The following is a 15,273-nucleotide window of genomic DNA, read 5'->3' on the forward strand; positions in this document are numbered from 1 at the left end:
TTGTCCTTATGATTGATCGGTTGAAAAGATTAAATAATTCGGTATGGATAGGTTTGGGCATAGGTTTGCTTGTGCCGGCAATATTTTGTGCTATGGCCTGGTATATCATTCACCATGTGGCTTCCCTTGCTAAAGCAGATTTATTATACATTGGTGGTATTGCCATAAATGCTTATACCATGCAATACTTTTTTAAATACAACAAAGAAAATATTGGAAGAGGCATATTGGCAGCAACCTTTTTATGCGCTTTTGTGTTTTTTGCATATAAAGTTTTTTAAGGAAATACTAGACTGGCATGAAGGATATAGTCGGTTCGTCATTCCCAACTTGATTGGGAATCCTAATGCAATTAGCTTTAAGATTCCCGCCTGCGCGGGAATGACGATCGCTCGTTTTGCCTCGCAATTACGATTTTGTTATAACATAAGAAATATGAAATACTACCTCGTAGCCGGAGAAGCCTCAGGCGATTTACATGGCGCCAACTTAATGAAAGCCTTAAAAGCTGAGGACGGCGAAGCGGTGTTCAGGTATTTCGGGGGCGATAAAATGGAAGCCGAGGGTGGCGAGTTGGTTAAACATTATGCCGATATGGCTTTTATGGGTTTTACCGAGGTGATTTTAAATTTACGAACCATTTTCAGAAATCTTAAAGCCTGTAAGGATGATATTTTAAAATGGAAGCCCGATGTGCTGATTCTGATTGATTTTCCTGGTTTTAATTTAAAAATCGCGGAGTTTGCAAAAGCAAACGGTATAAAAGTATGCTATTATATTTCGCCTAAGGTTTGGGCCTGGAACCAGAAACGGGTGTTGAAAATCAAGAAGGTGGTCGATCATATGTTCTGTATATTACCTTTCGAAGTAGATTTCTACAAAGAATGGGGCATGAAGGTAGATTATGTTGGCAATCCCTTATTAGATGAAATTGCGCAGTTTACGCCAGATCTAAATTTTCGCGAAAACCATCAATTAGGAGATGAAAAAATTATCGCCCTGTTGCCTGGCAGTCGAAAGCAGGAAATAGAACGTTTACTGCCGGTGATGTTGAGCATCACCGAAAACCACCCTGATTATATTTTTGCCATTGCAGCAGCACCAACCTTTACCGAAAGTTATTACCGCCAGTTTACGGGAGATAAAAAAGTCTATCTTCTTTTTAACAGTACCTATAATTTGTTGCACCATGCCAATGCCGCAATTGTAGCTTCAGGAACAGCTACGCTAGAAACTGCTTTGTTTAAAGTGCCACAGGTGGTGGTTTATAGGGGCGGCACCATTTCAATTGCCATTGCCAGGCTATTGGTGAAAATTAAGTTTATTTCACTGGTTAATCTTATCGTTAACAAGAAGATCGTAACCGAACTTATCCAGGAAGATTGCAATACCCAAAAGGTGAACGAAGAGCTCAAAATTATCTTAACAGGCGAGGGGAGGAACGAGATGTTAAAGCAATACGACGAGCTGCTTTTGCTCATGGGAAAACCCGGCGCTTCGGCAAAAACGGCCAGATTGATTACGACCTACCTGAACTAAACAATTCAACAAGACAGAAGGGACTTAATGGTGGACTTACTTATATTAGGATATTAATTTTGATACAAATGGCACTTTAATGGCGCCTTTTGTTGTTTTAGGCATTCATATTAACATTGTACCATCCTTTCACAAACGTTTCTAAAACGATTAACATAAAAAATGTTAAATTGCGTTTTTATACTGGCAAAAATTTAAAAGCTATAATTTTTATTTAGCTTTGAATTGATTAACTCAAAAGAAATCCCAAGCAAATGAAATCGCTTTCTATCAAAGATATAGCCGTAAAAGCAAATGTATCCATTACCACAGTATCATTCATTATTAACGGTAAAGCAAAAGAGAAATCAATAAGCGAAGCAGTAATAGAAAAAGTTAAAAAAATTATCGAGGAAAGCGGTTATAAGCCTAATCAGATAGCGAGAAGCTTAAGAACCGGCAACTCCAATATCATCGGCTTAATTATCGAAGATATTTCCAATTCATTCTTCTCGAGGATTGCAAGGTTAATCGAAGATAAAGCCTATAAAAGAGGATATAAGATCATTTATTCCAGTACAGAAAACAGCATCGACAAAGCCAAAGAGCTGATCAACATGTTCAAATCGAGGAAAGTTGATGCCTATATCATCTCTCCAATAAAAGGAATAGAAGAAGATATACAAATGCTCCTTGATGATGGAAACCCCGTAATCCTGTTTGATAGAAATTTGTCAGACGTTAATACCAGCTATGTTGGAGCAGATCATTTTAATGCCTCGCACCAATCAATACAGAGTTTTATCGATCAGGGTAAAAAGAATATAGCCCTGGTTACCACTGATATAAATGTGGAACAGATTATAGAGCGGTACGATGGTTATAAAAAAGCACTGGAAGATAATGGAATCAAATATGATGACAAGCTGGTTTTAAAAATCCACTTTAATCAGGAAGAAGGCGAAACGATTGCTCAGATCCAAGAACTCTTCGAAAATAAAAAAATCGATGCAGTGTTATTTGCAACCAATTATTTGGCGATTAGTGGCTTAAAAGCGTTAAAACAAATCAATAAAAAAGTAGGAGATGATTTCGGAGTGATCGCATATGATGATCATGAAGCATTCGAACTGCATACCCCCCGTATTTCTGCTGTCCAACAACCCCTGGAGGAAATAGCCGAAACCATCATTAAACTCATTTTAAACCAGCTTTCTTCAAAAGGTAAATCGCCTGCTGAAGAGGTAATTATCCCCGCCCGTTTAGTTATTAGAGACTAGAAAAAAATCATCCTTCGCTCGATTGTAATATTTTTTTTACTTACTAAAACGTTTTATTATAATTTAAAATCCTTATAATTGACTGGCTAAAACGTTTTAGCGTAACCAAGTCGTTTTTATGAGAATTACAGCATCCCCCTTCTGAAATTTAACAGCTCTATAAGACTGCAGAGATAAACTTGATGCTTGAAGTTCGTTTCTGCTATTGCCAATCAAAATTTTAAATCAATAAAGCACTCGAAAATGTCAGGCAAGTAATCCAGTCTGGTCATTTCCATCACAGATAAAATATTACCAGGAAATCAAATAACTAATCATTTATAATTTAACAAAACCGTTAATGAAAATTAATTTACTTAAAATTACGGGGCTGTCTGCTGCAATAGTGTTGCTAAATAGCCCGGCGTTTTCAATGAACCCGAAGTGGAAAGGTACAGGGGGAGGCTTGTACGCAAACGCATTTACCGGGCGCATCCAGGCGCAAAAAAATGTAACAGGAACTGTTGTCGATGAAAATGGCCAGCCAGTACCGGGTGCAGGTATTAAAAATCAAAGCACCGGTAAAACCACCGTTACCGATGCTAACGGAAAATTTGCTATTGAGGCCAGCGAAGGGCAGGTGCTCCGTTTTACTTACATTGGTTACGATACACAAGATATAACTGTTGGCCAATCTTCAGTTGTTAATGTCAAATTTGCAGTTTCAAAAAATACGAACCTACAGGAAGTAACTGTTGTTGCTGTTGGTTATGGTACACAGGGTATCAAAGAAACCACTTCAGCAGTAGGCCATGCCGGTGTTGAAGACTTTAGGCAAAGTGGCTCCAGAAATCCTCTGGATCTGATCCAGGGTAAAATTGCTGGTTTAAACTTAACCAGACCAGGCGGTAGTAACCCTAACAGTGGCGTTTCTGTACAGCTGAGGGGATCTGTAACCGTAACCGGTAGCCGTAGCCCTTTGTTTGTAATTGATGGAATACCTGGTGGTAACCCTGATTTATTGCAACAGGACGATATTGCGTCGATCGATGTGTTAAAAGATGGTTCGGGAGCAGCAATATATGGTACCAGTGCCAATGCGGGTGTAATTTTAATTACAACCAAAAAAGGTAAAGCAGGGCCAGGCGTGTTCGAATATTCTAGCTATCTGAGAAAGGAATATCTGCAAAACCGTCCTGATTATTTAACTGCTGATGAGTATCGTGAAAAAATAACAGCCGGACAGATTAAACAACAGAATTTTGGTAGCTCTACCGACTTTTATAATGAATTGATTAATCACGATAATCTTTCGCAGAATCACAACCTTTCTTTCAGTGGTGGAACCGATAAAACAAACTACAGAGCGAGTTTAAACTATCGCGATTTGGAAGGTATTTCCAAGCAGAACGGTAGAGAGGAATATACCTTAAGGTTAAATGTAAACCAAAAAGGATTGGATGACCGCTTGAACATTCAAATGAACCTGGTTACCAATTTTAATAAAGCCAATTTATTGGGTGGTGGCGGTTGGGAAAGTGAATCTGCAAAAAACCCTACACTTTCTAACTTTAATCCAGATGGTTCTTATCGTTTTGATTTAACGAGTACCAACGAGTATGCGCGTTTATTCCAGGAAACCTATTACAGAAAGCAGCAGACAACCTCAGGTGATGTGAAGGCCGATTTAGATATCATTAAAGGGTTAAAGGCTTCAATTTTTGGTTCGGTAGTGCGAAATTCATACCTGGATGGTCAGTACCGTCTAAAAGCAAGTGAAAACTCTGTCGAAAATACCGATTTTCCTGGCGGTGGTTATGCTTACAAAGGAGATTTTCTTTCACAGGCATACGCCCTTGAACCTACCTTAAATTATAATAATACATTTGCTCAAAAACATAATATTACGGCATTGGCAGGTTATAGCTACCGTTATTATATGGAAGAGAACTCAAACCTGTCTAACCGGGGGTTCATTAACGATCTTTTCCATGAAGATAATATATCACAGGGAGCAGCATTGGGCGTTGGTAAGGCTACAATGGCCAGTGGTAAAAACGATAATACTTTAATTGCATTCTTCGGAAGGGTAAACTATGCTTTCGATAACAAATACCTGGTTCAGTTTATCTTAAGAAGAGAAGGTTCATCAAGGTTCGGTGCGAATAACAAATGGGGTAACTTCCCTGCGGTTTCTGCCGGATGGAATATTACTGAAGAGGGTTTCATGAAAAATGTTCCTTTTGTTAACTACCTGAAATTGAGGGCTGGTTACGGGGTTACCGGTAATGCACCTACTGTTAATAACGTATCTCGCGTTACGCTTGGCGGTGGCGGTAAATACCTGTATCCTGATGGTAACTATTACGAAACCTATGGCCCTGATAGAAACCCAAATCCGAATTTAAGATGGGAACGTAAACAGGAGGCAAACATCGGTTTAGATTTTACTTTGCTTAACAGCCGCTTAACAGGTTCGATTGATGTATTTAAGAGAACAACAAAAGATCTTTTAGATAGTTATACAACGCCTCAGCCACCATATGTTCGCGATAACCTGCAAACCAATGTTGGTCAGATCTCGTCTAAAGGTATAGAGTTGGGTTTAAGCTACATGGTAATTAAAAACGATAACTTTAGCTGGAACATGGATGCTACGGCCAGTACCTTAAGCAACAAGTTGGATAGCTACTCGAATGATGTATTTAAAGTTAAATTTATCACCCGAGGTGGAATTGGCGGTGCAGGAGATTTAGGTGATGCCTTTACCATATTTGAAGGCGGAAAAATCGGCGAATTCTATGGTAAAAGGTTTGCTGGTTTCACACCAGAGGGTAAATGGTTATTCTATAACAGAAATGGTGAAAAAGTTTTAAATGGTCAGATCAATACCTCACGTAACGATTTAAATGCAACAGATTTAGCCGTTATCGGTAACGCCATCCCTAAATACTATGCTTCGTGGACAAACAGTTTTACCTATAAGAATTTCGACCTTCGTATATTTTTAAGAGGTAAATTTGGTTTCGATGTATTAAACACAACGGCATTAACTTACGCCAACAAAACCTGGTCTGGTAATTTATTGAGAAGCACTTTTGATAAATATAAAGACATCAACGATACCTATATGTATTCTGATTACTATTTAGAAAGCGGAAGCTTTGTAAAACTTGATGAGGTTACTTTAGGCTACAATTTTAAATTTAAGAATAAGTACATCCGCAAGCTGCGCCTTTATGCAACCGGACAAAACTTGGGTACCATTACAGGTTATACCGGAAACGACCCTGATTTTGTACAGGATAATGGTATCGGAAACGAAATTGATGGTAAGAGTTTAGGTATTGATACAAGAGGTCCATACCCAAGTACCAGATCATTTGTTGTCGGATTAAATGTTGGATTCTAAGAACTTAAAAATGAAAAATAAATCAATCATATATGGCGTACTTGCCGGTGTATTAAGTATTACAAGTGCTTGTACCAAGCTTGATGAAAACGCATACGATCAGTTGTTAACTGATAATTTTTATAATAACAAAACAGAGGTTTTATCGGCTGTACTAAGGCCTTATACGCATGCTAATGCATGGGTTACCCCATCTGGTCAGGATGGTTGGTGGCGCCTTGCCGAATTATCTGGTGATCAGTTGGCCTGGCCTACTAAAGGTCGCCATGGTGAAGACGGAGGTAAATGGAAAAGATTACATTACCACACCTGGACCGTTGATGAGGGTGGAATTAACCAGGCATGGGTATTAATGAACTGGGGTATGGGATTATGTAATGACCCTATTGAGAATATCGAGAAAAGAGATATTGGGCAGATGGGTATCACCCAAGCGGAAAAGGACGCTTATATTGCTGAACTAAAACTTTTAAGGGCATTCCATTATCTTAAATTAATGGATCTGTTTGGTAATATCCCTGTAGTAACAAAAGTAGGGGTTCCTGAAAGGCCTGAAACCATGCCGAGAAAAGAGGTATTCAACTTTATCGAGTCGGAGATCAAAACCAACATTGATAAAGCACCTAAACTTTCGCGTGCAATGGTGGGCAGGATAAGCCAGGCTGCTGGTTATGCTATGTTGGTAGAACTTTATTTAAATGCAGAGGTATGGACAGGAACTCCACGTTGGGATGATTGTATTGCTGCAGCAAATAAACTCATCTCTGGCGAAGCAGGAGCGCAGAATGGTGTTATGGCGCTTGATCCTAACATTACGGACCAGTTTAAAACCACTAACGACTTATCTAAAGAGGTTATTTTCTCTATTGCTTATAATTATTCGATTGCCAATTTCCAGCCTTCTTGGCCGGGAGAATTCTATCACTTTAAACAACAACAGATTTATGGTGGTGGTAGGAATGGTAACGATGGAATTGTATTGATCCCCGGTGTTTTTACCACTTATGAAGAGGCTGACTTGAGAAAAAGAGGCTGGCTTTTAGAAGGACCTATGTTCCAGTTTGTTGCCCCAACCCAGCCGGTTCTGGCATCTGAAGAATACAATGGATCGCAACTGACATTTGTTGATAATATCAGGAAAAACAAAGCGGGTTCTACTGTAAGCAACATGAGCGAAGGTGAAGAAAATTCGGGTGTACGTTTTAACAAATACAAATTAGGTAATCAGTTCCCTGGCCCCGGTGGAGTGCCTGCCATTGATGTGAATTATAATAATGGCGACTGGAATATCTATCGCTTAACGATGATTTATTTTGCTAAAGCAGAGGCAATTATGCGTAAAAATGGAGGCGTAGCTACAGCAGAGGCTGTTCAATTAATCAACGATTGTAAAAAACGTGCCTTTAGTGAGGCAGATTTTGCTACACGTGCCTACACGACAACAAGTTTAACTTTAGATGAGCTTTTGGCTGAAAGAGGAAGAGAATTTATCTTCGAAGGTATGAGAAGAGACGATTTAATCCGTTTTGGTAAATTTGCAACAGCTAGCTGGTGGGATCATACACCATCAACAGCTACCAAGGCGCTCTACCCAATTCCTTTAAGGCAATTAACACTTAATACCAATCTAAAACAAAATCCTGGTTATTAATAAAAATCAAAAAAAGGTGTCCAAAAATTGGACACCTTTTTTTGATTAAGCTCTTTGTAACCTATATGTTACGGATTTAAGGGGTAAAAGATGAATATTTTTTTGCTAATATTGAATTAGTAAAACGTTTTACTTTAATCGACTACCAAACAGCAATAATCCATTTAATCTAGCGGTGATTTTTACATTTTTTCTGTTGTCAGAATTAGAAAATTAAGCGATAGAATTAGGTAAAACGATTTATGAATGAAACCAAATATTAATTATGAGAAATCTTTCCTTAGTAGCACTTTGTCTTTTTTTTAATTTAATTACAAAAGCACAAGACAAAGCACCTGCTTATCCATTAATTACACACGATGCTTATTTCAGTATTTGGTCTTTCGGCGATGGACTTAACCAATCGGTAACTAAACATTGGACAGGGAGGGAGCAATCTTTGCTGGGCATTATAAAAGTAGACGGTAAATTTTACCGGTTTTTAGGCGAAGAAAGCAAAACCTTTAAAGAAATACTCCCAACTGCCGATGTGCTAAAATATCAGGCTAGTTACAGCTTTGATAAGCCTGAAGCAGACTGGGAAAGCAACAGTTATAACGATAATACCTGGAAAAAAGCTGAAGCTCCTTTTGGAGATGATCATTCTGCCAAAACAAAATGGAATAGCGATGATCTTTACTTCAGAAGAACCTTCGATATCGCCAATGTATCAGCCGCAAAAAAATACCTAAAACTCAATCACGATGATAATGTAATTGTTTATTTAAACGGTAAAGTAATTTACAAAAAGAACGGATGGGTTTCTGATTATATCTATTTGCCAATTGAAGATGGGATTTTAAAAACAGGAAAAAATGTATTGGCCATCCATTGCAAAAACACAGCCGGTGGCAGGCATTTAGATGCCGGGATTGTAGAAGAAGATGCAGATCAGGTAAAAACTGCTCCCGCCACTCAAACCAATGTATCCCTTCAGGCTACCACTACCAAATATACTTTTAACTGCGGCCATGTAGAACTACAGGTAGCTTTTACCTCTCCATTATTACTCAATGATATTAAATTAACGGCAAGGCCCATCAGTTATATCAATTACACCGTAAAATCTACCGATGCCAAGCCGCACAGTGTGGATATTTTCTTTGGCGCGTCATCAAATCTGGCTGTAAATACACCAAACCAAAGTGTATCGGCCTGGAAGCGTTCGAAAAACAACCTCTCTATCTTAAAAACAGGAACGGTAGAACAACCGGTGTTAAAGAAAAGAGGCGATGATCTGCGTATCGATTGGGGTTATTTATACGTGGCCGTTCCTGCCCGGTTTAATGCCACTCAGTTTATAGCTACGCAGAACGAAAGCTTAAAAAGTTTCACCGGTTCCAAATATCCAACACAAACACAGGTTTTAAATTCGAAAAACCTAAACCTAAGCAGTATTATTCCTTTCGGTTCGGTTTCTTCAACCCCGGTAGATAAATATATGATGCTGGGTTACGATGACCTAAAATCGGTTGAATACTTTGGCGAAAAACTGCAGCCCGTTTGGCGACAGGCCGGTTCGCAGCAATTTGAAGATCAGCTGGCCGAGGCGAATACCCAATACGCTTCTTTAAAAATCAAGTGCACCGTTTTTGATGCTAAATTATACGCCGATGCCGAAAAAGCTGGTGGAAAAGAATATGCTGATATGTGTAAATTAGCTTATAGACAGGCTATTGCAGCACACAAAATTGTCTATGCCCCAAATGGCGATATCCTGTTCCTATCAAAAGAGAATTTTAGTAATGGCTCAATCAATACGGTTGATGTAACATATCCGTCAGCGCCGCAATTTTTGGTGTACAATCCCGAATTGTTAAAAGGAATGTTAAATGGTATTTTCTATTATTCAGAAAGTGGAAAATGGAAGAAACCTTTTGCTGCACACGATTTAGGTACTTATCCCTTAGCCAACGGCCAAACCTATGGTGAAGATATGCCAGTAGAAGAAGCTGGCAATATGATCATCTTAACGGCTGCCATTACCAAAGCTGAAGGTAATGCAAAGTATGCGGAGAAACATTGGGAGGTAATGTCTGTATGGGCAAATTATTTACTAAGAGAAGGTTTCGATCCGGCCAATCAATTATGTACCGACGATTTTGCGGGGCATTTGGCCAGAAATTCAAATCTATCGGTAAAGGCCATTGTAGCTTTAGGTGCTTACGCACAAATGGCGCAATTGTTAGGTAAAACCGATGTGACTACAAAATACAGAACAGCAGCCTTACAAATGGCTCAGAACTGGATGAAACTTGCTGATGATGGCAATCATTACGCTTTAACCTTTAATGATAAAAATACCTGGAGCCAGAAGTACAACCTCGTTTGGGACAAACTTTTAAAACTTGATCTTTTCCCTAAAGAAGTATATAAAAAGGAGATTAACTTTTATTTAACTAAACAAAAAGATTTCGGATTACCATTGGATAGCCGTAGAACTTATACCAAATCTGACTGGATTATGTGGACAGCTACCTTGGCCGATAACGAAGCCGATTTTCAAAAATTTATAAGCCCGATATATCGTTTTGCTACCGAAACAGAAAGTAAAGTGCCATTGAGCGACTGGCATGAAACCACCAATGGAAAAATGACAGGCTTTCAGGCAAGAAGTGTTGTTGGCGGTTATTTCATCAAAATGTTAGCCGATAAATGGAATATGAAGTAACAATATAAATCAGCGTTTGCAAGCACCCATATAGGCTTGCAAATGCTGATTTTTTTAAATATACAGCCTGGCTTTGGTTAATCAGCTGGAAAGAATAAACACACAAACAAATGAAACTTAAATTAATCGCATCCATTTTATGCTGCCTTGCTGCCAAAGGCTTATTGGCGCAGCAGAAAGATTGGGTTCACTATGTTAATACACTTCAGGGCACAAATTCCAAACACGAACTCACCAGAGGGAATACTTATCCAACAACGGCATTACCATTTGGCATGCACACCTGGACACCCCAAACGGGTAGAAATGGCGATGGTTGGAAATATCAGTACTTTAAAGATAAAATCAGAGGCTTTCAGCAAGCGCATCAATGCAGTTCGTGGACGAGAGACTATGCGGTATTTTCTTTAATGCCAATGGTTGATGAACTGATTGTAAATGAAGATAAACGCGAAACTAAGTTTAGTCATCAGGATGAGATTGCTAAACCAAACTATTATAAAGTAACCTTCGAAAACGATATCACCACCGAAATTTCACCATCAGAGCGTGGTGCGCACCTTAGGTTCAGTTATCCGAAAGGCAAAAGAAGCTTTTTAATTTTAGATGGATATAACAGGTTAAGCGGCGTTCAGATCCATCCCAAAGAAAATAAAATAACAGGCTGGGTAAACAATGGCGAAGGCTTTAAGAGAGGCTGGAAAAGTTATTTCGTAATCCAGTTCGATCAACCAATCAAATCTTACGGTACTTGGGAGAACAAACGTAATACCATTGCAAAAGATTCTATTTCTGCTGAAGGACTGGGAAAAGGTGCATTTGTACAGTTCGAATCGGGGGCAAAGGTACAGGTGAAAACCGCTTCTTCTTATATTAGTTTACAACAGGCCGAACTTAATTTAAAAAGAGAACTCGGCAATGATAAGACTTTAGAAGATACCAAAGCCCATGCTGCTGCGGTGTGGAATAAATCGCTGGGTAAGATAGAAGTAGAAGGCGGATCAAAAGCAGACATGGAGACTTTTTACTCCTGCTTTTTCAGAGCAAGTTTGTTCTCCAGAAAGTTTTATGAAATAAATGAAGCCGGAAAACCATATTACTTTAGTCCGTATGACGGTAAAGTGCATGATGGCTATATGTTTACCGATACGGGTTTCTGGGATACCTTCCGTGCGCAATTTCCGCTAAACACACTGGTGCAGCCAGAAATGCACGGTCGTTATATGCAGGCCATGCTCGATGCATATGAGCAATGTGGTTGGTTGCCATCGTGGTCTTTCCCTAGCGAAGCAGGAAGTATGATTGGGAACCACGCCATTTCTTTATTAACCGATGCCTGGGCAAAAGGAATCAGAACGTTTGATCCGAAAAAGGCGCTGGATGCCTATTATCACGAAGCAATGAACAAAGGGCCATGGGGTCCGGCAAATGGTAGGGATGGCGTAGCCGAGTATAATCAATTGGGTTATGTGCCATATCCAAAATACAGGGAAGCAACCGCTAAAACATTAGAATATGCTTATGATGATTTTTGCGCTTACCATTTGGCTAAAATGATCGGCGATAAACATTATATGGAAGTTTTTGAAAAACCGATGTTCAATTATAAAAATGTTTACGATGCTTCTACACGTTTTATGAGAGGGAGGAATGCCGCAGGAGAATGGTCGCCAAATTTCGATCCAACCGAGTGGGGTGGCCCCTTTACCGAAGGAAATGCATGGCACTGGCAATGGTCGGTTTTTCAAGATACCAAAGGTTTAATTAATTTGATGGGAGGGAACAATAATTTCATCGCCAAGCTCGATTCTGTTTTCAGCGAACCCAATAAAGTAAATGTAGGTTCGTATGGTGGCATGATTCACGAAATGACCGAAATGGTGATGGCCAACATGGGGCAATATGCACATGGAAATCAACCCATACAGCATATGGTTTATTTGTATAATTACGCCAACCAACCCTGGAAAGCACAATTTTATGCCCGGGAGGTGATGCATAAACTGTACGATGCGACAGAAAATGGTTATCCGGGAGATGAAGACCAGGGACAAACCTCTTCGTGGTATGTGTTAAGTGCATTAGGGTTTTATAGCGTAACACCAGGTACAGGCGAGTACGTTTTAGGAAGCCCAATGTTTAAAAAAACGACCATTAATTTAGAAAATGGCAAAAAATTCGTCATTGAGGCGCCTGCCAATAATGTTGCCAATGTTTATATCAAATCGGCAAGCTTAAATGGTAAAAATTATACCAGAAATTTTATAAATCATAGCGATTTATTAAAAGGTGGGGTGTTAAAATTAGAGATGAATGTTAAACCTTCGTTAAATAGAGGGTTATTAGCAGAAGATAAGCCATTTTCAATGAGTAAATAAAGATTGAATTGCTACTTTTGGCGAATTAATTCAGATTAATAAAGAATAGATAACAGAAATATATATAGAATGGAAAAGCCTGTTGCATTAGGTGTAGATATTGGCGGCTCGCATATTACGGCCGCATTGGTGGATTTAGAAACAAGAACTTTGGTTAAAGATTCTATCAAACGTAGCCCTGTGAATTCGCAGGAGAGTAAGGAAGTGATTTTATCGGCATGGTGCGATATCATCAATAAGGCTTTTAAAAATATTAAAAATGGTGCCCGGAATGTTGGAATTGCCATGCCAGGTCCTTTTAATTATAGCGAAGGTATTTCATTAATTAAAGATCAGGAAAAGTTTAAATCACTTTACCAGATCAATGTAAAAGAAGAATTGTCTGAAAGATTGGATATTCCGGCAGAGAATATCCACTTTATAAACGATGCCGCAGGTTTTTTACAAGGAGAGGTTTTTGCCGGCGCAGCAAAAGGAAATGCAAACGTATTGGGATTAACTTTAGGAACCGGACTTGGATCTTCACTTTGTTTAAACTTTAAAGCTTATGATGCAGACTTGTGGAACTCTGAATTTTTAGACGGAATTGCTGAAGATTACCTTTCTACGCGCTGGTTCGTAAAACGTTTTAAGCAATTGAGTGGTGAAGACGTAGAAGGCGTTAAAGAATTGGTTGCGATTGTAGAAACCAATCATTTTGCGACGATGGTTTTTATGGAATTTGGCTATAACCTGGCTCAGTTTTTAATTCCGATTATTAAACAGCATAAAATTGATACGGTGATCGTTGGCGGTAATATTGCGCAATCGTTTAGTGCATTTGCCCCTGAATTAATTGCAACACTTAAAGGTAATGGGGTTGAAACAGAAATTAAAATCTCAGAACTGAAAGAACATGCTGCATTAATTGGTGCGGCCAGCTGTTGTGATTTAAGTTTGACCTAAACTTTAGGTTTTAATAGTCGTAATCTCATTGTTTGGAATAGATTATTTAAGAAAAAACTGCAGAACTGTAATTTAATCAATTAATTCTGCAGTTTTTTGCTCTTTAACACGAAGAGATACTATTTTGTGTCTCCTTTTTTGTGTGTATCTCATTTGTTTTTAGTGTAATTAGCTTTATTTTGGTTTATTTTTTCAAAAAAATCGAAATAAATTTTTCGTTTGCAATAATATTCTTATTATTGTTTAATAAAACGTTTTAGTATTAGTGTTTTAGTGATTACAATCACTTAATAGGTAGTAAAGTGTTGATGAAAATCAAGGCTTTTTTTTATCAAGGGATACTAAAACGTTTTAGTTTAACTAATAAGCAACTAACTACTTATACAGAAATACAAGGAGGAGCTAAATGAAGTAAAATTTACATGATAATTTATCCCCGATCTATCTTCAACGGAAAAACCAAAACAAACTAAATAATCATTTATAAATAAAATACTGAATCAGCTTTGGTATGGCCGCAGGCTACGTGATATTTTAATTAAAGTAACTAGTATTAAGACGGGGTTATGTCTCAATACGGGTTTTTACTGTAGAATATGTGCGGTGTCGGAAGAAGGCTTCAGAACTATCAGACATTCTTGAAAAATCAATTAAAATTCCTGATCATTCATTGATCTGCGATTAACTATTGCACATTTTAATAACCAACAAACTATAAATTAATCAATTATGAATCTTTTAAAAATGACCAGGAGCACTTTCGGACTCTGTATTGCTCTGGCTTTACTTTTTGGATGCGGTAAAGAAGAATATCCTGCAGTGGATCTTTTCACCTGGAAAGCCAAAGTTGATGTAACGGCAAAAGCCGCACTCTCTGTTAACGTAGAGAACTCTGGTGGGGCTTCTGCCGGAGAAGGATCTTTAAAGGTAGTGGATAATGATATTAACTCGAAATTCCTGATCAATCCTTATCAGTCGAGCCTTTATATCCAGTTAAGCTTCCCTTCACCTCAACAAGTGGCATCATATACTTTAACATCAGGTGGCGATGCTCCTGATAGGGATCCTAAAAACTGGAAATTAAGCGGTTCTACAGATGGTAGCAGCTGGGTAGATCTTGATACGAGAACAGGTGAAACATTTTCGGGCCGTAACATGACTAAAACCTACAATTTCAAAAACAAAGTCCTGTATAAATATTATAGGCTTAGTATCACGGCAAATAATAACGGCTCTTTGTTCCAGTTATCTGAGTGGCGCGTAATTGAAGTGCCTGAGGAGCAACAGTAATTTGCAGTTAAACTGTGCTGTAAATAACCATACTAAGATTTATTCTGCCGGATTAATCGGTAGGCTATAAAATTTATTTCAACTGATCAATAGACCAACAGTATTTCTGT

9 protein-coding genes are annotated in these 15,273 nt (G+C 38.5%); all 9 read left to right on the forward strand.

Going from position 1 to position 15,273, the window contains the following annotated elements:
* Positions 1–20: 20 nt before the first annotated feature.
* The 9 genes from AC07VK_RS10995 (at position 21) to AC07VK_RS11035 (ending at position 15,163) form a co-directional block, all read left to right on the forward strand.
* Complete coding sequence (locus AC07VK_RS10995; protein ID WP_492960414.1) at positions 21–281, forward strand: stationary phase survival protein SurE; 261 nt, start codon at positions 21–23, stop codon at positions 279–281.
* 154 nt (positions 282–435) lie between these two features.
* Positions 436–1,539, forward strand: a complete 1,104-nt coding sequence (gene lpxB / locus AC07VK_RS11000; RefSeq protein ID WP_492960416.1) for a lipid-A-disaccharide synthase — start codon at positions 436–438, stop codon at positions 1,537–1,539.
* A gap of 254 nt (positions 1,540–1,793) precedes the next feature.
* A complete protein-coding gene (locus AC07VK_RS11005) occupies positions 1,794–2,798 on the forward strand; it encodes a LacI family DNA-binding transcriptional regulator (protein ID WP_492953962.1) in 1,005 nt (334 codons plus the stop codon).
* Positions 2,799–3,138: 340 nt separating this feature from the next.
* Positions 3,139–6,189 (forward strand): SusC/RagA family TonB-linked outer membrane protein, encoded by a 3,051-nt coding sequence (locus AC07VK_RS11010; RefSeq protein ID WP_492960418.1) that lies wholly within the window; start codon positions 3,139–3,141, stop codon positions 6,187–6,189.
* Between the two features lie 10 nt (positions 6,190–6,199).
* Positions 6,200–7,840 carry a RagB/SusD family nutrient uptake outer membrane protein gene (locus AC07VK_RS11015; protein WP_492960420.1) on the forward strand — a complete coding sequence of 547 codons (1,641 nt, stop codon included), beginning with the start codon at positions 6,200–6,202 and terminating at the stop codon, positions 7,838–7,840.
* Positions 7,841–8,105: 265 nt separating this feature from the next.
* On the forward strand, positions 8,106–10,550 hold the full coding sequence (locus AC07VK_RS11020; protein ID WP_492960422.1) for a glutaminase family protein: 2,445 nt from the start codon (positions 8,106–8,108) through the stop codon (positions 10,548–10,550).
* A gap of 110 nt (positions 10,551–10,660) precedes the next feature.
* Positions 10,661–12,928 (forward strand): GH92 family glycosyl hydrolase, encoded by a 2,268-nt coding sequence (locus tag AC07VK_RS11025; protein WP_492960424.1) that lies wholly within the window; start codon positions 10,661–10,663, stop codon positions 12,926–12,928.
* 69 nt (positions 12,929–12,997) lie between these two features.
* On the forward strand, positions 12,998–13,873 hold the full coding sequence (locus tag AC07VK_RS11030; RefSeq protein ID WP_492960426.1) for an ROK family protein: 876 nt from the start codon (positions 12,998–13,000) through the stop codon (positions 13,871–13,873).
* Between the two features lie 729 nt (positions 13,874–14,602).
* Positions 14,603–15,163, forward strand: coding sequence for a discoidin domain-containing protein (locus AC07VK_RS11035; protein WP_492953956.1), 561 nt, complete (start codon positions 14,603–14,605; stop codon positions 15,161–15,163).
* Positions 15,164–15,273 lie beyond the last annotated feature (110 nt).

Source organism: Pedobacter sp. GW821-FHT01D05 (genome assembly GCF_059422505.1).